Here is a 22,417-nt window from a genome sequence, read left to right as displayed (position 1 = left end):
ATGCGCCCTCGGGCGACGATTGGCCTTGCTTTCCCGCCGGACGCTGATTTTATCGGACCGACGCCGCTCAGCCACGATTTCGTCGTGTCTGTGCGGCCCTACCCTCCCAACGGGCGCCTTCCATGATCGGCCCGACCGAAAGAGACCGAATGCGTAAACTGCTCCTCGTCGGCTGCGCCGCCCTGGTTCTCGGCGGCTCGGCCGCCGTCGCCACCAGCCAGACGCCCCGCAACGAAACCTTCCGCATGCTGGAGCTGTTCGGCGACGTGGTCGGCATCGTCGAGCAGGCCTATGTGGTCCCGGTCGACAACAAGAAGCTGATCGAGGCCGCCCTCGCCGGCATGATGACGGCGCTGGATCCCCACTCCAACTATCTGCCGCCGTCCAACTATGACGAACTGCGCGAGCGGACCGAGGGCCAGTATTCGGGCGTCGGCCTGACCATCACCTCCGAGGGCGGCCTGGTGAAGGTCATCTCCCCGATGGACGAAAGCCCCGCCGCCAAGGCCGGGGTTCAGGCCGGCGACGTCATCAGCGCCATCGAAGGTCAGAACGCGGCGGGCCTGACCGTCAGCCAGGTGTCGGAAAAGCTGCGCGGCGCGGCCGGCACCAGCGTGCGCGTCACCTTCCTGCGCGACGGGGAGGAGCCGCGCGAGGTGACCCTGACCCGCGAGATCATCAAGGTCCAGTCGGTCACTGGCCGGGTCGAGGGCGATTTCGGCTATCTGCGCGTCTCGACCTTCAATGAGAACACCGGCCGCGAACTGTCCGAGGCCATCGCCAAGATCAAGGCTCAGAAGCCGGGTGTGAAGGGCTATGTCCTGGACCTGCGCAACAACGGCGGCGGCCTGCTGAACGCGGCCATCGACGTGTCCGACGCCTTCCTGGAGCGCGGCGAGATCGTCAGCCAGCGCGGCAGGAAGCCCGAGCAGATTCAGCGCTATTCCGCCAAGCCCGGCGACCTGACCGGCGGCCTGCCTCTGGTGGTCCTGGTCAACTACGGCTCGGCCTCCGCCTCCGAAATCGTCGCCGGCGCCCTGAAGGACCACGAGCGGGCGACCATCGTCGGCCTGACCAGCTTCGGCAAGGGCTCGGTCCAGACGGTGATCCCGCTGCGTCAGGGGCGCGACGGCGCCCTGTCGATCACCACGGCCCGCTACTACACGCCCTCGGGCGCCTCGATCCAGAAGATCGGCATCGAGCCGGACCTGGAGGTCGCCCGGTCCGAGGCCGAGGCCCGGATCGTCTCGCGCTCCAGCTTCATCTATTCCGAGGCCGCCTACGCCACGGCCCTGGACTCCTCCATCGGCGCCGAGCGCAAGGGGCCGCACACCCCGCGTGAAGCCCCGGGCGAGGCCTATGACAAGGAAAAAGACTACCAGCTGCAACGCGCCCTGGACGTCCTGCGCGCCGGCGGCGACCTGTCCAAACTGTCGGCCCCGCCGGAGGGGATTGTGGTGACCGAGCCGGGTTCGGAACCGAAGGCGGACGAGGGGTCGGAAGAGACGCCTGAGGACTGATGTCTAGTCTTCTCCGTCATCCTCGGGCTTGACCCGAGGATCGGGCGAGGAGCGAGACGTGCGCCTGACGTCCGCGCAGAGCGGCGGCGCATTCGATCCTCGGGTCAAGCCCGAGGATGACGCAAAGCGGGCGGGGACGTGACTCGCATCGGTTGCCTTTCCCCCCGTTTTCCTTCATAAGCCGCCGCTTCCGACGCAAGTGAACCTCGCGTCTCCACCCACACGACCCCCGCTCCGTCGGGACGAGGTGGGCGAGAACCCTCCGCCGACGTGATCGTCGCCGGGGGTCGTTGTCGTATGGAGCCGTTTCACCTGCGCCACATGAGGTAGTGAATGTTCGAGGCTCTGAACGAGCGGCTGACAGGCGTTTTCGACCGGATCACCGGCCGCGGCGCCCTGTCCGAAAAGGATGTGGCCGAGGCGATGCGCGAGGTGCGCGTGGCCCTGCTCGAGGCCGACGTCGCCCTGCCGGTCGTCAAGGAATTCATCGCCTTCGCCACCGAGCGCGCCACCGGCGAAGAGGTCATCCGTTCGGTCAAGCCCGCCGATCAGGTGGTCAAGATCGTCTATGACGGTCTGATCGAAATGCTGGGCGGCGAAGAGCCGGTCCCGCTGAACACCAACGCCAACCCGCCCGCCGTGGTGCTGATGGCCGGCCTTCAGGGCTCGGGCAAGACCACGACCTCGGCCAAGCTGGCGCTGCGCCTGACCAAGTTCGATCGCAAGAAGGTCATGATGGCCTCGCTGGACACGCGCCGTCCGGCCGCCATGGAGCAGCTGGCCCAGCTGGGCAAACAGATCGACGTCGCCGTCCTGCCCATCGTGGCGGGCGAAAGCGCGGTCCAGATCACCCGCCGGGCCCTGCAGTCCGCCAAGCTTCAGGGCTTCGACGTCCTGATCCTCGACACCGCCGGCCGCATCACCCTGGACGAAGGGCTGATGAACGAGGTGGCCGAGGTCGCCGACATCGCCAAGCCGGTCGAGACCCTGCTGGTCGCCGACAGCCTGACCGGCCAGGACGCCGTCCGCACCGCCAAGGCCTTCCATGAGCGCCTGCCCCTGACCGGCCTGGTCCTGACCCGGGCCGACGGCGACGGCCGCGGCGGCGCCATGCTGTCGATGCGGGCCGTCACCGGCCTGCCGATCAAATATCTGGGCGCCGGCGAAAAGGTCGATGCGCTGGACGTCTTCGACGCCCGCCGCGTCGCCGGCCGCATCCTGGGGCAGGGCGACATCGTCGCCCTGGTCGAAAAGGCCGCCCAGGACCTGGACCAGGCCAAGGCCGAAAAGATGGCCAGGAAGCTGGCCAAGGGCCAGTTCGACCTGGACGATCTCGCCGGCCAGCTTCAGCAGATGAAGCGGATGGGCGGGCTTCAGGGCATCATGGGCATGCTGCCCGGCGTGGCCAAGATGAAGGCCCAGATGGCCGACAGCGGCGTCGACGACCGCATGATCCTGCGCCAGGAAGCCATCATCTCCTCGATGACCAAGGCCGAGCGCAAGAAGCCCGACCTCCTGAACGCCAGCCGCAAGAAGCGGATCGCCGCCGGCGCCGGGGTCGAGGTCCAGGACGTCAACCGCGTGCTGAAACAGCACCGCCAGATGGCCGACATGGTCAAACAGATGGCGCGCGGCGGTCCCAAGAAGATGCAGCAGATGGCCGCCATGCTGGGCGGCCTCGGCGGCGGCGGGGGCATCCCCGGCATGGGCGGCGGCCCCGATCTGAACCGACTGAAGGCCCTGGGCGGCGGCAAGATGGCCGAGCCCTCGGCCGACGAATTGAAAGCCATTCAGGACCGCCTGGCGGGTCTGGGCGGCGGACAACTGCCGGGGGGGCTTCCGGGCCTGCCCGGCCTTCCCAAGAAATAACGACTTCCTAGAAAGAGACTTGAAATGCTGAAGATTCGTCTGGCCCGCGGCGGCGCCAAGAAGCGCCCCTACTACCACATCGTCGTCGCCGATTCGCACGCCCCGCGCGACGGCAAGTTCATCGAGAAGGTCGGCTCCTACAACCCGATGCTGCCCAAGGACGGCGCCCAGCCGCGCGTCGCCCTGAAGGTCGAGCGGATCGCCGAATGGCTCGGCAAGGGCGCCCAGCCGACCGACCGCGTCGCCCGCTTCCTGTCGCAGGACGAGACCCTGGGCGCCAAGGTGAAGTGGTCGCAGGGCAACAACCCGAACAAGGGCGCCCCCGGCAAGAAGGCGCAGGAGCGCGCCGCTGAACGCGCCCAGCGCGAAGCCGACCGCCTGGAAGCCGAAGCCGCCGCCAAGGCTGAAGCCGCCGAAGCCGCCGCCCGCGCCAAGGAAGAGGCCGAAGCCGCCAAGAACGCTCCGGCTGCTGAAGAGGCTCCGGCCGCCGAAGCCGCCGCTGAAGAAGCCCCGGCTGCTGAAGAGACCACCGAGGCCTAAGGCCTTCGGTCTCGACACGATCAAGGCGGCGTCCTGTGACGCCGCCTTTTTCATGCGCTACTAGACCCTCTCCCGCTTGCGGGAGAGGTGGCCCGGCGATCGGCGCAGCCGATCCAGGGTCGGAGAGGGGAGTGTTCTTCCAAGGAAGAGGACTTCCCCCATCGTCAGGCGTGCCGCTTCGCGTCACGGCCTGACACTTCCCCCGCAAGCGGGGGAAGATCTAGGACGACGGACCCAGACCATGACCCAGGAAAGAAGGCTCATCCTCGTCGGCCAGATCGGCGGCGGTTTCGGGGTGCGGGGCGAGGTGCGGGTGACCGCCTTCACCGCCGATCCCCTGGCCCTGACCGCCTATGGTCCGCTGTTGCGCGCAGACGGCTCGGTGGCCCTGACCCTGACCTCGACCCGGCCGGACAAGAACGGCGTCGTCGGCCGGGCCAAGGAGGTCGCCACCAAGGAACAGGCCGACGCCCTGCGCGGCCTGAAACTCTACGTCCCCCGCGACCGCTTCCCCGAGCCGGAGGAGGACGAATTCTATCTCGCCGACCTGATCGGCCTGGAGGTCCGCGACATCGCCGGCGCCGCCATGGGCTCGGTCAAGTCGGTCCAGAATTTCGGCGCCGACGACATGCTGGAGATCGCCCCCGCGACCGGCGGTCCGACCTGGTACCTGCCCTTCACCAAGGAAGCGACGCCCGAGCTGCGGCTTTCCGAAGGCTGGCTGACCGCCGCGCCCCCGACCGAAGTCGGCGAGCGCGAGCCGGACTGAGGTATTCGCGCCCAAGGGTGTTGCGAATGGCGCGGCGGGCGCCGACATAGGCCTATCGCAAAGCCGAGGCCTCGCCATGACCGACCTGTCCGCCTTCCCGATCACCACCCGCTGGCCGGCCCAGCATCCTGATCGGCTCCAGCTCTATTCCCTGCCCACGCCCAACGGCGTGAAGGTCTCGATCATGCTGGAGGAGATCGGCCTGGCCTATGAGCCGCACCTGATCGACATCATGGCCAATGAGACCTGGGGGCCGGAATATCTGTCGCTGAACCCCAACGGCAAGATCCCGGCCATCCTCGATCCCGACGGCCCGAACGGTCAGCCCTTGGCCCTGTTCGAATCCGGCGCCATCCTGATCTATCTGGCGGAAAAGACAGGCAAACTGCTCTCGAGCGATCCCGCCACACGGTACGAGACGATCCAGTGGATCATGTTCCAGATGGGGGCGATCGGCCCCATGTTCGGCCAGCTGGGCTTCTTCCACAAGTTCGCGGGCAAGGACTATGAGGACAAGCGTCCGCGCGACCGCTACGTCGCCGAAAGCCGCCGCCTGCTGGGCGTGCTGGAGACGCGGCTTGCCAATGAGGGCGGAGAACCCCGCGACTGGATCATGGGCGACTATTCCATCGCCGATGTCGCCACCCTCGGCTGGGTCCGCAATCTGATCGGCTTCTATGAGGCGGGCGAGATCGTGGGCTTTGCGGACTTCCCCCGCGTCGCAGCCTGGCTGGAGCGCGGCCTGGCCCGTCCTGCGGTGCAGCGCGGTCTGAACATCCCGGCGCGGAACTAGGCGCGACGGAGCAGGCGCCCCGCGCCCAGGGCCGCAAATCCGACGACCAGCCCCCAGAAGGCCGATCCCACCCCGAACAGGGCCAGTCCCGAGGCCGTCGCCGCAAAGGTCAGGACGGCGGCCTCGCGCGAGGGCGCATCGGCCGTCAGGCTCTGCAAGGCGCCGGTCAGGGGGGCGATCAGGGCCAGTCCCGTCACGGCCGCCAGCACGGCCGGGGGCATGGCGATGAACAGGCCCGCCAGCGGCGCGGCGAACAGGGCCACGATGAGGTAGAAGCCGCCGTAGATCACCCCGACGATCCAGCGCCGACCCGCATCCGGATGGGCGTCCGGCCCGGTGCAGATCGCCGCCGTGATGGCCGCCAGATTGACCCCATGGGCTCCAAAGGGCGCCGCGATCAGGCTGGCGATCCCGGTCGACAGGATCAGCCGATTGGCCGGCGGCGGATAGCCCGCGCTCTGCAACACGACCAGCCCCGGCAGATTCTGCGCCGCCAGGGTCACCAGAAACAGCGGAAAGCCCAGACTGACCGCCGCCTTCCAGTCAAAGGCGGGGGCGACGGGCTCCAGATGTCCGAACAGGCCGGTTCCAGCGGGCAGGCCCAACTGTCCCCGCATCGCCAGAACCGCAAAGGCCGCGCCCAGAACGGCGGGCAGGGCCCAGGTCGGCCAAAGCCGCCGCAAGACCAGAAAGATCGCAATCAGACCCACCGTCAACGCCGTCTCGTCGGGCACGATCTTGAACAGCCGCAGCACAAAGGGCAGCAGAACCCCCGCCAGCATGGCCGAGGCGATCGCTGACGGGATCCGCCCCGCCAGCCGTCCCAGGGCCGGGATCAGGCCGGTCAGGATCATCAGCAGGGCGGCAAAGACGAAGGCGCCGACCGCCGTCGCCCACGACAGCCCCAGCGTCGAAGCGGCCAGCAGGGCCGCGCCCGGCGTGGACCAGGCCAGGACCACGGGGATTTTCAGCCGCCAGCTCAAGAGGGCGCCGGGAACGCCGATGGCTAGGCAGAGCGCAGTCACCATGGAGCCGATCTGGCCGGCGTCCGCGCCCAGGGCCTGCCCCGCCTGAACCACCAGGGCCACGGTCCCGCCGAAGCCGATCACCGTGGCGACGGCCGCCGAAGAAAAGGCGGAGGCGGGCGGGGCGCGCATGGAAAAGGCCGGAGCAGTCATGCTCCGGCCCTTAAACCGTCGCCTCAAGGGGCGGAAGCGGGATCAGCCTTCGAAGTCTTCCGGCAGACCCACGGCGTGGAAGCCGGCGTCCACATGGACCACCTCGCCCGTGGTCGAGCGACCCAGGTCCGAGCACAGCCACAGGGCGGCGCCGGCGACGCCCTCCATCGAGGTCTCTTCCTTGATCAGGGAGAACTGGGCGCTCTTGGAGTGCAGGCCGCGCCCGCCCGAGATTCCGGCCAGCGACAGGGTGCGCATGGCCCCGGCCGAAATGGCGTTGACGCGGATGTTCTTGGGCCCCAGGTCGCGCGCGATATAGCGGGTCGCCGCCTCCAGCGCCGCCTTGGCCACGCCCATGGTGTTGTAGTTCGGAATGACCCGTTCGGACCCCAGATAGGTCAGGGTGATCAGGCTGCCGCCGTTCGGCATCAGCTTGGCGGCGCGACGCGACACGTCCACGAAGCTGAAGGCCGAGATGTTCAGGGCCAGAAGGAAGCTGTCGCGGGTGGTGTTGTCGACGAAACTGCCCTTCAGCTCGTCCTTGTTGGCGAAGGCCACCGAGTGGACGACGAAGTCGATCGTGCCGAAGGTCTTTTCCAGCTCGGCGAAGGCGGCGTCCATCGAGGCGTCGTCGGTGACGTCGGCCGGGATCAGCAGCTTGGCGCCGACGCTCTCGGCCAGAGGGCGCACGCGCCGCTCCAGGCTCTCGCCCAGATAGGTGAAGGCCAGTTCGGCGCCCTGCGCCGCCAGCTGCGAGGCGATGCCCCAGGCGATCGAACTCGAATTGGCCACCCCCATGATCAGGCCCTTCTTGCCCTTCATGAGGTCGCCGGTCGGCATGTCCCAGCCTTCGGATGTGGCCATGGTTCGTCTCCTGATGATTTGCCGGGAGGGTTAGCAGGGGTCGGCGCGAACCGGAACCCCTGCCGCCTTCCCTTGCGTCACAGCAGGGCCGAAACCGCCGCCCGCGCAGCCTCGCCCAGGTCTGGGCGCTTCAGGGCCAGGGCGACGTTTGCGCGCAACAGGCCGATCTTGTCGCCGCAGTCGTGGGTCACGCCTTCGTATTCGACGGCGGTGAAGACCTGGGTCGCCATCAGTCGGGCCATGGCGTCGGTCAGCTGGATCTCATTGCCGGCGCCGCGTTCCTGGGTGGCCAGCAGGTCGAAGATTTCCGGCTGCAGGATGTAGCGGCCCGAGATCGACAGGTTCGACGGCGCCGTCCCTTGGGCCGGCTTCTCGACCATGCCCTTCATGGTGATTCGGCGGCCGTCACGGCCGGCCGGATCGACGATGCCGTATTTGTGGGTCTCGCTCTCGGGCACGGCTTCGACGCCGATCAGATTGCCGCCGACCTCCTCGTAGGCCTCCAGCAACTGCTTCAAGGCGCCGGGTTGTCCATCCACGATCACGTCGGGCAGAAGGACGGCGAAAGGCTCATGTCCGATGATGTCGCGGGCGCACCAGACCGCATGGCCCAGCCCCTTGGGCTGCATCTGGCGGGTGAAGCTCATCTCGCCGGCCGAGGCCAGTTCGGCGTTCATCATTTCCAGGATGTCGGTTTTGCCCTTGGCCTGCAGTTGAGCCTCAAGCTCGATCTGGTGATCGAAATAGTCCTCGATCGCCCCCTTGGAGCGGCCGGTGACGAAGACGATGTGCTCGATCCCCGCCTCTCGGGCCTCTTCGACGATGTAGGAGAGGATCGGCCGATCGACGACGTTCAGCAGTTCCTTGGGGGTCGTCTTGGTGCCGGGCAGAACCCGGGTGCCGAGGCCCGCGACGGGCAGAACGGCCTTGCGCAGACGCGCGGGCGTGGTGGTCATCAATGAATCCTGACAGCTATCCCGCCCCTCTTAGCCGGTGCGGGCCGGCGAAAGAAGGGGCGGGACGGCGGTCGGTTCCGCCTCAGCCGGCGGGACGCTGCATCGGGGTCAGGGCCGTAGCCGCAGCGCGCTGGGCCTGCAGCTGGTCTTCCGGCAGCGGGATCAGGCCGCGGTCGGCCAGATAGCCGCCCTTGCCCGCGGCGCCTTCCGACAGGAACTCCTGTACGAATTGCTGCAGGCCGGGGATGACGCCGATGTGGGCCTTCTTCACATAGATGTAGAGGCTGCGCGACAGCGGATATTCCCCGCTGGCGATGGTTTCGGCATTGGGCGTGACGCCGTCGATGGTCTCGGGCTTCACCGTGTCCAGGTTCTGTTCCAGGAAGGAATAGCCGAACACGCCCAGCGATCCGGGCGTGCGGCTCAGGGTCTGGACGATGGCGTTGTCGTTCTCGCCCGAATCGATCCAGGAGCCGTCTTCACGCAGGGTGTGGGCCAGGGCTTCGAACCGGTTCTTGTCGGCCTTTTCCACGGCGGCGGTCGCAGGAACCAGCTTGGCGCCGGGGGTCATGCCCAGCTCCAGGAAGGCGTCGCGCGTGCCCGAGGTGGGCGGCGGGCCATAGACCTGGATGCGCTGGTTCGGCAGGCCCTTGTTGACCTCGTTCCAGGTCTTGGCCGGGTTGGCGACGAACTGACCGTCGGCGCCCGGCACTTCCTTGGCCAGGCCTTCATACAGGTCGTTCAGTTCGAAGTTGAAGCTGTTTCCGTTGCGGGCGGTGGCGATGACAATGCCGTCGAAGCCGATCTTCAGTTCGACGATGTCGGTCACGCCGTTCTTCTGGCACAGGTCGAACTCGGACGCCTTCATCGGGCGCGAGGCGTTGGCGATGTCGGGCGTCGTCGGGCCGACGCCCTGGCAGAAGGCCTGAATGCCGCCGCCGGTGCCCAGGGATTCAACGCGGGGCGCGGCGCCGCCGGAGGTGCGGGCGAAGTTCTCAGCCACGCGGGTGGCGAAGGGGAAGACGGTCGAGGAGCCGGCCGCCCAGATGCCGGAGCGGGCGCTGGAGGCGCCGCCGCCGGTTCCGCCGTCGCCGCAGGCCGCCAGGGCCAGAAGGGCGGCGGCCGCCGTCGTCAGTTTCAGTGTGCGGATCATCGTGCGCTCTCCCTGAGCATCGGTTTGGCGACGGTTAGACCAGAGGATTGTGAAGGTTTTTCCGGCAATGAGCGTGAGGTCGGGGCCTTACAGCAGGCGCTTGCGCATCACCTGGGACAGGGTGTCGATCAGGGTCACGGCGACCACGATGACGATGGCGATGGCGGCGACGCGGCTGTAGTCGAAGGCCTGGATGCTTTCGAACAGGGTCTGGCCGATGCCGCCCGCGCCGATCAGGCCCAGCACCGTGGCCGCCCGGCTGTTGGATTCGAACCGGTACAGGGCGAAGGAGGTCCACAGGGGTGCCACCTGGGGGAAGACGCCCCAGACGATCTCATGCAGCTTGCCGGCGCCGGTGGCGCGCACCCCCTCGACGGGCCCCTTGTCGATCGACTCGACCGCTTCGGAAAACAGCTTGGCCAGGACGCCGCCGGTGTTCAGCGCAAGCGCCAGCACCCCCGCCAGCGGCCCCAGGCCGACGGCGACGATGAACAGGGTGGCGATCACCAGGTCGGGGATCGAGCGCAGCAGGTCCATGACCCGGCGCACGATGAAGACCATCCAGCCGGGCGCGATGTTGCGCGACGCCATCAGGCTGAGCGGCAGGGCCAGGAAGACGGCCAGGAAGGTGCCCCACAGGGCGATCTGCACCGTCAGCCACATCTGACCCGCCAGGCTGGCGGTCGGCTGGGTGAAGACATGGGTGAAGGCGGTCCAGAAGTCCCCGGGCGGAAAAATGGCGCCCCAGTCGGGCCGCAGCAGATCCGCCCCATAGGTCGAGATGTTCGACGAGCCCGAGAAGAGCCGGCCGATGTTCTGCATGTCCACCTTGCCGAAGCTGGCGATCAGGATGATCGCCAGACCGCCCCACAGCATCAGGTCGAACAGGGTTGAGGACAGGGGCTTCTTCGGCGCAGCGGGAACGGCGTCCGGGGCCAGGCCGCCGCGGGCGGCCTTGTCGGCGGCGGCAATCTCGGCGGCGGCGTCGGTCAAGGCTGGACCTCGCGCTTGGCGCGCAGGGCGGCCAGTTCGCGTTCGGCGGCGGCCACGGCGGCCTGGTCGTTCTTGGCCTTGGCCTCGGCCAGCTTCTGGTCGGCGACCATTTCCCGCACCGGGTCCAGATAGGAATCGTCGGCGGCGCGGAACATCGAATAGTTCAGCCCCGCCAGCACCTGACGTTGACGGTCGGCTTCAGGCCCCTGGCCCTGGCCGTAGGTCAGGAAGAAGCTGCGCAGCTTCTCCTTCAGCACCGGGTCCAGGTCTTCGCGGATGACGATGCCCGATTCCGGGATCGGCGGAGAGACCCAGATGTCCTCGATCTGCGACGCCAGCTGCGGGTTCTCGCGGCGCATGAAGACGGTGTTGACCGAGTTGGAGGTGGCGACGTCGACCACGCCCGTCGCTACGGCGAAGGCGTTGGCCTGGTGGCTGGCCGAACGCACGGTCTTGAAACACTGGTTCGGCACGATGCCGCGCGGATTGAACAGGAAGGTCAGGGGCGCCAGGGTGCCCGAGGTCGACTGGGCGTCGCCGATGCCGAAGTCATATTGCTTGCCGCAGGCCAGAACCTTGTCCAGCGTAATGCCCGAACCCTTCCGCACGATCAGGGTCGAGGTGTAGCTGTCGCGGCCTTCCGGATCGACGATCCGGGCGATGACCTCGCCCTGGGCGCGGTCCACGGCTTCGAGCGCCGGCTTGGCCGAGAACCAGGCCACCTGGGTCTGGTTGAAGCGCATGGCCTCGATCAGGACGTTGTAGTTGCCGGCGAAGAAGGGCTTCACCGGAACGCCGATCGCCTTGGACATGTCGTCCAGCAGGGGCTGCCACAGCGGGCCGGACGAGGCCTGGCCTTCGGCCGACAGGATGGAGAAGGTCAGTTCCGACGGCATGGCGCCGGACGTCTTCTTCTCCTCACCGCCGCCGCACGAGGCGACGCCCAGCAGCAGGACGGCGGCGCCGGCCGCTGCGAACAGACGACGGGAAAGAGATGTGCGGGACAGGCTCATGCCTTGGTCTCCCAGAACGCGTCCTCGAATTCGGGACCGTAGATGTCGATGAGGCGCTGGTGGTCCAGGCCCGTGGCGGGACCGTCATAGACGATCTTGCCGCCCTGCAACGCGATGACGCGGTCGCAGTAGCGGATGGCGTAGTCGACCTGGTGCAGGGTGACGATCACCCCCATGCCGTCGCGCCGATTCAGCTCGACCAGCAGCTCCATCACCTTGCGGGCCGACACCGGGTCCAGCGAGGCGACCGGCTCGTCGGCCAGGATGGCCTTGGCGCCCTGGACGATGGCGCGGGCGATGGCGCCGCGCTGCTGCTGACCGCCCGACAGGGTGTTGGCGCGCTGGCCGGCGTAGTCGCTGACCCCGACCCGGTGCAGGGCGGCCATGGCCCGGTCCTTGTCGGCCTGGGGCCACAGGCCCAAGAGGCCCTGCCAGGTCGGCAGGCGGCCCAGCGCCCCCAGCATGACGTTGGAGAACAGGGTCAGCCGGCCGACCAGGTTGAATTGCTGGAAGATCATGCCCAGCCGCGCGCGCGCCTGGCGCACGGCGCCGGTGACGCGGCCGTCCTTCTGCACCGTCTCGCCGAAGACGCTGATCGTCCCCTTGCCGGGGTCGATGGACTGAAGGCCGGTGATGGAGCGCAGAAGCGTGGACTTGCCCGATCCCGACGGACCGATCAGGGCCACCATCTCGCCCGAGGCGACGGAGATCGAGACGCCGTCCAGCGCCTTTCGCGATCCGAAGGTCTTCGACACGTCACGCGCCAGGACCAGGCCTGGGGCGGCGGCTGCGGATGAACTCATGAACTCGCTGGGAAGGCTGTGGCGAACGGGCGCCGCATGACGCGACCGGGGCGTTTGGGCAAGTCTTAATCGCACGTCCGGCGCAATCTCGTCCAGACCCCGTCGTCCGCGCCGCCTTGCAACCTGGTGTCGCAGCGGCCCTGTCAGCGCGCCAGGGCGACCGCCTCCAGCCGTCGGATGTCCGCCTCGATCGGCAGGGCGGCGCGCGATCGCTCCACGGCCGCCTGGGCCAGGACGGCGACCGGCCCGGCCAGTCGCGGCGTGGCCGCCAGCGCGGCCAGCCCTTTCTGCAGCCGCACGGCCACGGCCAGATCGCCCGCCCCATAACGGGCGATCGGACCGAACAGGTCTTCCAGCAGGTCTTCGGCCGTGACCGCCGGCCCCAGCAGTCGGTCGCAGCGCGGCGGCCTGGGCCCGTCGTCTTCGGGCGGCTGGACCCAGACGTCCAGCAGCCGCACCCCCGTCCCGATCACCTGAATGGCCGTGCCGGGGTCGTTGACGCCGGGCGACAGGGCCTTGGCGGCGATCTCGCCCAGGACGATCAGTCCGAACCGCGGATCCTGGTCGAAGGAGCGCGAATCCCCCAGGGCGAAGGCCGAACGGAAATCGGCCTGGGCCTCTTCGTCGCAGGCCGCCAGGCTGATGCGCGCCAGCACCGCGCCGCGTCGCACGAAGGCGCCGGGAGGGGCGACGATCTCCACCTGACAGTCGCGCGCCTCGGCCATGGCCTGAAGCCGAGAGGGATCGACGTTCTGGACGTAGCCGGTGCAGGGGGCGACGATCTCGGCGCCCGTGGTCAGCCGGCCCGCCCGGCCGCCGAAGAAGGGGGCGTCGCGCCGCGTTTCCAGGGCCTTCAGCGCGCGCGCCTCCACCAGGTCGATCGTATGGCCGACCCGCGCCAGGCTGGACAGACGGTTGATCCAGGCCAGCAGCCGAAAGGCCACCAGTCCGACCATGGCCAGGCTGACCAGGAACAGAATGGCCCGCCCGTTCTGGCCGTAATAATGGGCGTTGATCGCCGTCACCGAGACGATGGCGTAGAGGAAGGCGCCGACGAAGGTGGCCAGAGCCTTCTGGGTCTCGTCGTCGGAGGTCACCAGGGCGGCGACCCGGGGGCTGGCGGCTGTGGAGACCGACGTATAGGCCGTCACCATGGCGCCGACGGAGAAGGTCGCCACGCCCAGCAGGCTGGAGGCCAAGATGGTCAGGATGGATTCGACCGACTCGCCGCCCAGTCGTTCGGCCATGTCGTCGGGCACCCAGGGGGCCAGGGCGGCGGCCAGCAGGGCGGCGGCCACCCCCACCCCGGCGTAGGCGGTCGCCTTGACCCACAGTTGGCGCGTCCATTTGCGCCACAGGAACAGCCACCGATTCATTGCGCCCTCCAGCCGAGGCAACGGCGCAGAACCGCTGCGGTTGCCTGACCGCCGTCAAGCTGACCGCCGTCAAAGAGAATTGTGACAGTCAATTCGGGCTCGAACCCAGGCCCTGTCACGAAAAAACCCCTTTACATGACAGTCCAATGCCCCCATATCGCGCCTTCCGGCGGACCCCGTAGGTCTGATGCTGCGCCGCTAACGCCGGTCTGGGTTTAACAATTAGCAGGGGGTTACGTGAATTGCGCACGTACCAACTTCCCCTGGACCTGGTCCGTGAGCGGTCCCCTGAGCGTCCCGTCGCCCTCGTGCGGCCGCGCTCGGTTTCCGTAGCGGCGCGCTGGTTCCAGGATAATCTGAAAGCCGACGTCTTCTATGCGGTGAAGGCGAACCCGTCCGCCTGGGTCATCCAGACCCTGGTTGAATCCGGCGTTCGCAGCTTCGACGTCGCCTCTCTCGCCGAGATCGAACTGGTCCGTTCGGTCAGCGCCGACGCGCGCCTGGCCTTCATGCATCCGGTCAAGAGCCGGTCGGCCATCACCAAGGCCTATTTCGACCACGGCGTGCGGACCTTCTCGCTCGACTGCGTGGACGAGCTGAACAAGATCCTCGACGCCACCGGCGGCGCCGACGACCTGAATCTGATCGTGCGCATGGCCGTCTCGGCCGACGGGGCGGCCTACACCCTGTCGGGCAAGTTCGGCGTGCCGGTCGATCAGGCTCCGGCCCTGCTGCTGGCCACGCGCCAGGCGGTCAAGGACGGGCTGATGGGCGTCAGCTTCCACGTCGGTTCGCAATGCATGCGCCCGACCGCCTACCAGGCCGCCATGGCCCAGGTCGGCCGGTCGATCAGCCGCGCGGGCGTGATCGTGGACATCGTCGATGTCGGCGGCGGCTTCCCCTCGGTCTATCCGGGCATGGTCCCGCCGGACATGAGCGAATACGCCGACGCCATCCATCGCGGCTTCAACGAAATGCCGGTGTCGGAAACCACCGAACTGTGGTGCGAGCCCGGCCGGGCCCTGGTCGCCGAATCCTCGTCGATCCTGGCCCGCGTCGATCTGCGCAAGGGCGACGCCCTGTATCTGAACGACGGCTCCTACGGCTCCCTGTTCGACGCCACCCACTCGCGCTGGCCCTTCCCGACCAAGCTGGTCCGGGACGGCGAAGCCTCGGGCGAGCTGAAGGCCTTCCAATTCTACGGCCCGACCTGCGATTCGATCGACCATATGCCCGGCCCCTTCTGGCTGCCGGCCGACATCCGCGAAGGCGACTTCATCGAGATCGGCATGCTGGGCGCCTATGGGGTGGCCATGACGACCGGCTTCAACGGCTATGGCGAGCATGAGATCGCCGCGGTCGAGGACGCCCCCATGGCCTCCCTCTACGGCCTGGCCCCGCGTTCCATCCCCACCGTGCGCACCACGGCGGAAGAGAACGCGCGCAAGGTCGTGCGCCTGTCGCGACCCAAGGGCAAGGCGGGCCAGCGCAAGAAGGCCCGGCGCTGAGCCTTCCAACAGCCTTGCGGCGCTGAACCGGTCGATGGATCGGCGGCTCCGCAAGGCCTGGGGGTTTCAGGCTGCCGGGATCAGCCCTTTTTGGCGAAAACGGCGTAGCCCCATCGTCCCAGGTGAACGAAGAACAGGATGAGCGCGACGGTCATCAGCCCTTCTGTTAAAGACAGGATCAAGTTTCCCGCCCAGGGGGCCGAGGGCAGAAGCCCGAACAACTGACGCGCCGGCTCCGAGTCCTTGCCTTCTCCGCCGGCCGCCTTCTCGCCGATCCAGTAGAACATCTGCCCCGCGCCGAACACGCCGGTCATGCTGAGCAGGAAGTTCAGATGACGGCCGCGTTTGGCCGCCGCCTCTTCCGCATCCTTCTGCTTGCGCTCGGCCGCCGCCTGGGCTGCATCCGCCCGCTTCTGCTGGCGGCGGGCCAGGTCGCTGGCGTGGTCCTCCAGGCTCTGGATCGCCAGGGACAGGGCCTTGTTCTTGCGGCTGACGCCCCGCAGCTCCTCCAGCTTTTTGAACACGTCCCGCTCGGTGTCGTAGCGGAAGGGATTGGCGTGTCTGAACCTTTCGTACTGGGCGAACTCGGCCAGCTTGGCCTGGTTGATGGCGAACTCGGCCTGGCTCAGCCGGTCCTCGCCGTCCAGCGGCTCTCGATCCGCCATGGCGCGGATGCGGGGATCGTCGGCGGGCGCGCGCTCGTCCACCAGGGCCTCGATCCGATCGATCCGGGCCATGGTCTTCTGCTCATGCTCCCGCGCCAGGAACTCGTTGTGCAGGGCCAGGGCGTGGATCAGGAAGGCGTAGGGGCAGGCGCCGATATAGTCGTTGCCGATCTCCAGGCTGCGGCTCTTGGGCACATAGGTGATCATGGCCCGGTGGTTGGCGTAGCGGACGAAGAACCGCTCGTCGCTCTGTTCGGAACTGTCGGGATAGATGGGGTCGATGCTGTCCAGGATCTCCGAGGTGTCCTGGTTCATGAAGTCTATGATGTTCTGGTTGAATCCCGCCAGGAACAGATAGTCCAGACAGTCCGCCCGCGCGATTTCGAAAGCGGGAAGGTGATGCTCGATCGGCGTCTCCAGCCGGGGGCGCGCCTCGGCTTCGTTCGGCTTGCGAAAAGCCTTGATCTGGACGGCCTGGCCGGTCCGCATCGCCTCGACGAAATCCGCCATCCGCGCCTGCGGCGTCGCCCTGTCCGAGATCGGCAGCCACCGGCCTTCGTCGCCGCGCGCCGGGTCCGGCGTCGGATTGCGACGCACGAAGACCCCGTCTTCCAAGGCGGCCTCATAGTCCGCCCGGCGCTCGACCCAGTTCCAGAACTCAGGATCAGCCCTTTCGCCGGCCTTGGTCCCTGCGGGCGGGGCGCCCAGATGCACCGCCTTGGGCGGTCGGCCGTTCACGGGCTTGGTCAGGGCGCGGATGCGGTCCTGATACGGGTCGTAACAGAGCGGCTGCACCATCCGCTTGCGCGGCGCCGGGATCTTCGTCGCCTCGTCCACCGGCATCAGCCGGTCGAAGAAGCGTTCGTCGTGCAGCATGAACATGAAGCGCGACTTGGGCGCCTTCAGCCCCGGCGTCTCCATGACGGGCGCCAGTTCCAGCAGACGGGTTTCGAAACCGGGCCTGGGCGGCTTGGAGGGATCGAGTTCCGCCGCCAGACGGGGGAACAGGCGGACGGCGTCGCGCTCGAACACCGTCCTGACGAACGGCCAGAACCGCTGGGGCTCAGCCTGGGTCGGGGCCTGGCCCTCAGGGCCGGTCGCTCGCCTTACCCTGATGTCGTCCAAAGGACCGATGTCCAGCTTGGTCTCGCTGAAGACGTCCAGGAAGGGGTGGGGATCGGCCTCGGCAGGCTTCAGGCGCTGCGGGTCCAGCACATATTCCTTGGGCGCGGCCAGCTTCTGCAGCAGGGACAGGAAATAATAGGTCGAGGGGTCGTAGCCCGAGCGCCGGCGACCCTCCGCATCCACATAGCCGCCGCCATAATAGTGGCTGAAGCTGAGGTGGTAGCTCAGCGAGCCGTCGTTGTGGGACAGCCAGAACCGGCGCAGCCGCACCAGCCGGTCATCGTCCATTCCGGGCGGATGGGCGTGAAACCGCACCCCCTCGGTGGTCCAGGAGACGGACTTGGGCAGGCTGAAGATCAGGTCTTCATGGCTTCGGATGGCCAGCGCAGCCTCGTCCAGGTTCTTGATTCCCGCATCGTCCGCCGTGGACAGCAGGAACTCCTGCAACTCGCCCCGGATTTCGCGATCGGCGATGTCGTTCATCAGGGGGTCGATGGCGTGGCCCAGGGCGAGGGACGGCAGATGGTTCCTCTGGGTCCGGCGAAAGACGGGCGGCTCGATCCGCTCTCCGGGCGCCAGATTCAGGGCCTCGGCCACCCGATCCGGCCCGATATAGAGCGACAGGGTCCAATACAGGGCGCCCGAGCGCGCCTGTTCATAGTCGTCCGTCTCCGGCCGCTCGCCTCGCACCGTCATCGACCTGCGGCCTCCCTCGCCAAGTCCCGGAAACTGTCGAACCCCGTCCCCCGGCCGGACCGCAGCCGCGCCAGGGCCGGGGTCATCGGCAACAGGGCCGCCGGCTCCCGGCGCGCGGCCAGGTCGGCGATCTGGCGCTCGGCCGCTCCGCCCGGCGGTCCGGCCTCGCCCTTCAGCACCGAAATCCTGAAGAAGCTCTCCAGATGGTCGTGCAGCAGACCCGCATCCACCGCCTCGCCCGGATAGTCGACGGCGGCGTAGATCAGCCCGTCCTCATCGTCCTGATCCGCCGACAGGGCCGGCTGGACATAGGGAAAGTCCACCACCTCGGCTCCCATCCGCGCCCAGATCGCCAGTCGATCGACCTGATCCAGGCCCGAACGCAGGGTGTCGGCGGCGGCCTCCTCGGGCGTCAGGCGCAAGGGGTCGTTCTGTTCGATGAAGACGGCGGTCTGGGCGTTCGGACCGGCGTCCAGGGCCTGGGTCGCCAGTCGGCGCACCGCCGAAAGCGCCAGGCGGAGCAGGCCGCGCCCCCGCGCCGCCTCCTCGACATAGACATAGTTCAATGCGACCGCGATGTCCGGCGCCGAGGCCCGGTTGACGGCGGTGGCCAGGAAGTTGATCCCGCCCAGACGCGCGCCGCCTTCGTCCTCCAGCACCGCAACCAGTTCGCAGTGGGTGCGGCCGAACGCCCGGCGATGCGTCCGGTTCAGGGCCAGGCATTTGCGAAAACCCGCCAAATCCTCGCGCTCGTCCGGCAGGACGAAGGCCCGGTCATAGCCTTCGAAGAAGCGGGTCAGGATCGACGAATCCGGATCGGCCGAGGCGAGGGCGCGCACGCCCGAACCCAGGTCGATCGTCAGATCCGGCTGACTGTGCTGTTCCAACGGTCCCGCCCCCAAACAACGGCCAGTTGGCATGGGGCGCGCGGGCGACGCAAGCCCGCCGGACGGTTCAGGCCGCGCAGGCCTCGAACCCGGCCTTCAGCTCCGCCTCGTCCAGATCGCGGCCGATGAAGACGGCGCGGCTCCAGCGGCGTTCGTTCTCGCCCCATTCGCGCTGCAGGTCGCCCTCCAGGATCATATGGACGGCCTGGAAGACCAGGCGGCGGTCTTCGCCCTTCAGGTCGATGATGCCCTTGGCGCGCAGGATGTTCTGACCCTGTTCGCCCAGCAGACGGTCCAGCCAGGCGGTGAACTTCGCGCCGTCCAGCGGCCGGTCCAGCGACAGGGAAATCCCCTTGATGTCGTCCTGGTGGGCGTGACCGCGCGCCCCGTGGCTGTGGTCATGATCATGATGATCATGGTCATGGTCATGGTCATGATGATGGTGGTCATGGCCGCAGTGTTCGTCATGCACATGGCCCTCGGCGCCGTGCGGCGGGTTCACGAAGTCCGGCTTGACCTCCAGGATCCGGTCCAGGTCGAAGGCGCCCAGGCCCAGCACCTGATCCAGCGGCACGTTCGACCGTTCGGCCCGGACGATGGGCGCCAGGGGGTTCAGCGCCCGCAGACGGGCCTCGACCGCCTCCATCTCTTCCGGGGTCGCCAGATCGACCTTGTTCAGGATGATCCGGTCGGCGAAGGCCACCTGTTCGCGCGCCTCCTTGGAGTCGTCCAGCCGCGCCATCACGTGCTTGGCGTCGACCAGGGTGGTGACGCTGTCCAGCTGGGTCTTGGCCTTGACGTCCTCGTCGACGAAGAAGGTCTGGGCCACCGGGCCGGGGTCGGCCAGGCCCGTGGTCTCGACGATGATGGCGTCGAAGGCCGGCTTGCCGGGACGCTGCCGCTTCATCAGGCCCGCAACCACCCGGATCAGGTCGCCGCGCACCGTGCAGCAGACGCAGCCGTTGTTCATCTCGAACACGTCCTCGTCAGCGCCGACCACCAGATCATTGTCGATGCCGATCTCGCCGAATTCATTGACGATGACGGCGTAACGCTTGCCGTGATCCTCGGTCAGGATGCGGTTCAAGAGGGTGGTCTTGCCCGCGCCCAGATAGCCGGTCAGGACGGTGACGGGGATCTTGCCGCCCGAACCCTGGGGGGCGGCGGTCGAGACGGGGGCGTCGAGGGTGTCGGTCATGGCCGCTAGATGGCGGCTGAGGTTCCGTTTGGGAAGAGGGGCCTTAAGCCTTCTTGACGAACTCGGTGCGCAGGACCAGGCCGCGCACCTTCTCGACATTGGCCTCGATCTCGTCGGGGTCGCCGGTCAGGCGGATGTTCTTGACCAGGGTCCCTCGCTTCAGCGTCACCCCGCCCGAACCCTTGACCTTCAGATCCTTGATCAGGGTCACGTTGTCGCCGTCGGCCAGGATGTTGCCGTTGGAGTCCTTGGTCACGTCTTCGGTCATGGCGAAGCTTCTAGCGAGGGGATCGCCAAATATCCACGCTAAAGATATGGCTATTGCACAATGCCTCCTCCCCACATCGTGGGGAGGAAACAGTTAGTCCGGCACATTGGCCTCCAGCTCGTCCAGCCAGACCCGCGCATTGCCGTCCGACGGGGCGCGCCAGTCGCCGCGCGGGGACAGGGAGCCGCCCGTCACCACCTTGGGCCCGTTCGGCAGGGCCGAGCGTTTGAACTGGGCGGTCTGGAAGAAGCGGATCAGGAACTTCCGCAGCCAGGCCTTGATGGCGGCCAGGTCGTATTCGACCTTTTCGTCGTCGGGCGTATTGGCGGGCCAGTGTCCGGCGCCGGCCTCGCCCCAGGCCTGATGCGCCAGGAAGGCGACCTTGGACGGCGTCATGCCGAAGCGGCTGATGTAGAACAGGAAGAAGTCGTTCAGCGCATAGGGGCCGACCGTCCCTTCGGTCGACTGGATCGCCCCGTCCTTGGCGGGGACCAGTTCGGGCGAGATCTCGGTGTTCAGAATGGCGTGCAGCGTCGGGCTCGCCTCGGCGCCGACCAGTTCGCGATCGGCCACCCAGCGGATCAGATGGCGGATCAGGGTCTTCGCCACCCCGCCGTTGACATTATAGTGGCTCATATGGTCGCCGACGCCATAGGTGGCCCAGCCCAGGGCCAGTTCCGACAGGTCGCCGGTCCCCAGCACAAAGGCCCGGTTCTGGTTGGCCAGACGGAACAGATAGTCGGTCCTCAAGCCCGCCTGCACATTCTCGAAGGTGATGTCATGCACCGGTTCGCCCGCCGAATAGGGGTGGCCGATGTCCTTGAACATCTGTTCGGCGGCCGGGCGGATGTCGATCTCGGCCCCCGTCACCCCAAGGGCCTTCATCAGGGCCCAGGCGTTGGACTTGGTGCCCTCGGACGTCGCGAACCCCGGCATGGTGAAGCCCAGTATGTTCGACCGCGGCAGGTTCATCCGGTCGAAGGCGCGGCAGGCGACCAGCAGGGCCTGGGTCGAATCCAGCCCGCCCGAGACGCCGATCACCAGACGTTCGCCCTTGGTCGCCGCCATTCGGCGCATCAGGCCCTGAACCTGGATGTTGAAGGCTTCGTAGCAGTCCTGATCCAGCCGCCCCGCATCGTCCGGCACGAAGGGGAAACGGTCCAGCGGCCGGATCAATCCTCCCCCCCTGGGGGAGGTGGCGCGGCGCGCAGCGCCGTGACGGAGGGGGGCCGCCCCAACCCTCCACCGCTTCGCGGTCCCCCCCGGGGGAGGATTGCGCGCCATGAAGGGCACGACCGTCGCGGCCTCTCCCTCGTTGCGGGCGCAGTCGGCGAAGGTGCCGTTTCTCAGCCGGTCCAGGCCGATCCGGTCCACATCGACGTCGGCGATCGTCAGCTGGTTCTCCAGGGCGAACCGTTCGCCCTCGGCCAGCTTCGTCCCCAGTTCGTGGATGGTCGCCTGACCGTCCCAGGCCAGGTCGGTGGTCGATTCGCCCCAGCCCGAGGCGGTGAAGACATAGGCCGACAGGGTCCGGGCCGAATGGCTGGCGCTCAGCATGGCGCGCTCGTCCGCCTTGCCGATGACGATGTTGGAGGCCGACAGGTTCAGCAGGATGCGCGCCCCCGCAAGGGCGGCGCGGGTCGAGGGCGGTAAGGGGGCCCAATAGTCCTCGCAGATCTCAACCGCAAAGACGAAGCCGGGCCGGTTCACCGCCTCGAAGATCAGGCCCGGCGCGAAATCCACCGTCTCCCCGTTCAGCCGGATCACGTCCTCGGTCCGGGCCGTCGCTGGGGCGAACCAGCGCTTCTCATAATATTCGCGATAATTGGGCAGATAGGTCTTGGGCACCACGGCCAGCACCTCGCCCCCGCCCATCACCACGGCGCAGTTGAACAGGGCGTCCCCCTGCCGCAGCGGCGCCCCGACCACGGCGATCAGCTCATGCTCGGCCGTGCCCCCCCCGGTCGCCTGGGCCAGGACCGCGACCTGCCGCTCCACCTCGTCCAGCAGGGCCGCCTGCATGTGCAGGTCGTCGATCGCATAGGCTGACAGCGACAGCTCCGGAAACACCATCAGGTCCACACCCTGGTCCGCCGCCTGCCGGATCAGCGCCAGATGCGCCTGAGCGTTCGCGGCCGGATCGCCCACATGGCTGACCGGCGTCGCCGCCGCCACCCGCACGAAGCCGTGGGTCTTGGGCGAGAAAAAGGGGTGGCTCTCGGTCATCACATCGTCCGCATCAC

Annotated in this window: 19 protein-coding genes; 6 read left to right on the top strand and 13 right to left on the bottom strand. The window is 67.8% G+C overall.

All coding sequences use genetic code 11. The features are described from left to right. The first annotated feature begins 149 nt into the window (after positions 1–149). The 5 genes from JMT67_RS08530 (at position 150) to JMT67_RS08510 (ending at position 5,491) form a co-directional block, all read left to right on the top strand. Positions 150–1,520, top strand: a complete 1,371-nt coding sequence (locus JMT67_RS08530; RefSeq protein ID WP_183218314.1) for a S41 family peptidase — start codon at positions 150–152, stop codon at positions 1,518–1,520. A gap of 333 nt (positions 1,521–1,853) precedes the next feature. Next, positions 1,854–3,389: a signal recognition particle protein gene (gene ffh / locus JMT67_RS08525; protein ID WP_201463228.1), complete on the top strand. Its 1,536-nt coding sequence runs from the start codon at positions 1,854–1,856 to the stop codon at positions 3,387–3,389. A 24-nt stretch (positions 3,390–3,413) separates the two neighbouring features. Then, positions 3,414–3,929 (top strand): 30S ribosomal protein S16, encoded by a 516-nt coding sequence (gene rpsP, locus JMT67_RS08520; protein ID WP_054764044.1) that lies wholly within the window; start codon positions 3,414–3,416, stop codon positions 3,927–3,929. A gap of 241 nt (positions 3,930–4,170) precedes the next feature. Then, positions 4,171–4,698, top strand: coding sequence for a ribosome maturation factor RimM (rimM, locus tag JMT67_RS08515; RefSeq protein WP_201463227.1), 528 nt, complete (start codon positions 4,171–4,173; stop codon positions 4,696–4,698). Between the two features lie 76 nt (positions 4,699–4,774). Continuing rightward, the gene (locus JMT67_RS08510; RefSeq protein WP_201463226.1) at positions 4,775–5,491 is read left to right on the top strand and encodes a glutathione S-transferase N-terminal domain-containing protein; all 717 of its coding nucleotides are present in this window, start codon (positions 4,775–4,777) and stop codon (positions 5,489–5,491) included. Here the strand turns inward: JMT67_RS08510 and JMT67_RS08505 are convergent. The 8 genes from JMT67_RS08505 to JMT67_RS08470 all read right to left on the bottom strand — a co-directional run bounded on the left by JMT67_RS08505 (position 5,488) and on the right by JMT67_RS08470 (position 13,827). Further along, entirely contained in the window at positions 5,488–6,669 is a 1,182-nt protein-coding gene (locus JMT67_RS08505) for a benzoate/H(+) symporter BenE family transporter (RefSeq protein ID WP_233455840.1), read from the bottom strand. The genes JMT67_RS08510 and JMT67_RS08505 overlap by 4 nt on opposite strands. Before the next feature lie 42 nt (positions 6,670–6,711). Then, positions 6,712–7,509 carry an enoyl-ACP reductase FabI gene (locus tag JMT67_RS08500; RefSeq protein WP_183218344.1) on the bottom strand — a complete coding sequence of 266 codons (798 nt, stop codon included), beginning with the start codon at positions 7,507–7,509 and terminating at the stop codon, positions 6,712–6,714. A 101-nt stretch (positions 7,510–7,610) separates the two neighbouring features. Then, positions 7,611–8,489, bottom strand: a complete 879-nt coding sequence (galU, locus tag JMT67_RS08495; protein WP_152948972.1) for a UTP--glucose-1-phosphate uridylyltransferase GalU — start codon at positions 8,487–8,489, stop codon at positions 7,611–7,613. Positions 8,490–8,571: 82 nt separating this feature from the next. Further along, a complete protein-coding gene (locus tag JMT67_RS08490; protein ID WP_201463225.1) occupies positions 8,572–9,642 on the bottom strand; it encodes a substrate-binding domain-containing protein in 1,071 nt (356 codons plus the stop codon). A gap of 87 nt (positions 9,643–9,729) precedes the next feature. After that, positions 9,730–10,635 (bottom strand): phosphonate ABC transporter, permease protein PhnE, encoded by a 906-nt coding sequence (gene phnE, locus JMT67_RS08485; protein ID WP_370513365.1) that lies wholly within the window; start codon positions 10,633–10,635, stop codon positions 9,730–9,732. Then, on the bottom strand, positions 10,632–11,648 hold the full coding sequence (gene phnD / locus JMT67_RS08480) for a phosphate/phosphite/phosphonate ABC transporter substrate-binding protein (RefSeq protein ID WP_201463224.1): 1,017 nt from the start codon (positions 11,646–11,648) through the stop codon (positions 10,632–10,634). The genes phnE and phnD overlap by 4 nt, the downstream gene beginning before the upstream one ends. Continuing rightward, positions 11,645–12,451, bottom strand: coding sequence for a phosphonate ABC transporter ATP-binding protein (gene phnC / locus JMT67_RS08475; protein WP_054764038.1), 807 nt, complete (start codon positions 12,449–12,451; stop codon positions 11,645–11,647). The genes phnD and phnC overlap by 4 nt, the downstream gene beginning before the upstream one ends. 143 nt (positions 12,452–12,594) lie before the next feature. Continuing rightward, a complete protein-coding gene (locus tag JMT67_RS08470) occupies positions 12,595–13,827 on the bottom strand; it encodes a DUF2254 domain-containing protein (RefSeq protein WP_201463223.1) in 1,233 nt (410 codons plus the stop codon). Positions 13,828–14,069: 242 nt separating this feature from the next. On the opposite strand from JMT67_RS08470, the gene JMT67_RS08465 reads away from it, so the two are divergent. Then, positions 14,070–15,335: a type III PLP-dependent enzyme gene (locus JMT67_RS08465; protein WP_201463222.1), complete on the top strand. Its 1,266-nt coding sequence runs from the start codon at positions 14,070–14,072 to the stop codon at positions 15,333–15,335. 80 nt (positions 15,336–15,415) lie between these two features. Here JMT67_RS08465 and JMT67_RS08460 read toward each other — a convergent pair whose 3' ends face one another. The 5 genes from JMT67_RS08460 to JMT67_RS08440 all read right to left on the bottom strand — a co-directional run bounded on the left by JMT67_RS08460 (position 15,416) and on the right by JMT67_RS08440 (position 22,400). Next, positions 15,416–17,821, bottom strand: coding sequence for a hypothetical protein (locus JMT67_RS08460; protein WP_201463221.1), 2,406 nt, complete (start codon positions 17,819–17,821; stop codon positions 15,416–15,418). Next, entirely contained in the window at positions 17,818–18,708 is an 891-nt protein-coding gene (locus JMT67_RS08455) for a hypothetical protein (protein WP_183218336.1), read from the bottom strand. Before JMT67_RS08455 ends, JMT67_RS08460 begins: the two co-directional genes overlap by 4 nt. 67 nt (positions 18,709–18,775) lie before the next feature. Beyond that, a complete protein-coding gene (locus tag JMT67_RS08450) occupies positions 18,776–19,906 on the bottom strand; it encodes a CobW family GTP-binding protein (protein WP_183218338.1) in 1,131 nt (376 codons plus the stop codon). 43 nt (positions 19,907–19,949) lie between these two features. After that, positions 19,950–20,174 (bottom strand): alkylphosphonate utilization protein, encoded by a 225-nt coding sequence (locus JMT67_RS08445; RefSeq protein ID WP_152948964.1) that lies wholly within the window; start codon positions 20,172–20,174, stop codon positions 19,950–19,952. Positions 20,175–20,267: 93 nt separating this feature from the next. Then, the gene (locus tag JMT67_RS08440; RefSeq protein ID WP_201463220.1) at positions 20,268–22,400 is read right to left on the bottom strand and encodes an NAD(+) synthase; all 2,133 of its coding nucleotides are present in this window, start codon (positions 22,398–22,400) and stop codon (positions 20,268–20,270) included. Between the last annotated feature and the right edge of the window lie 17 nt (positions 22,401–22,417).

The sequence above is a fragment of the Brevundimonas aurantiaca genome, assembly GCF_904830995.1.
Taxonomy (GTDB): Bacteria; Pseudomonadota; Alphaproteobacteria; order Caulobacterales; family Caulobacteraceae; genus Brevundimonas; species Brevundimonas aurantiaca.
The sequence above is the reverse complement of the archived record's forward strand: the minus strand, read 5'-3'. Positions and strand labels throughout refer to the sequence as shown.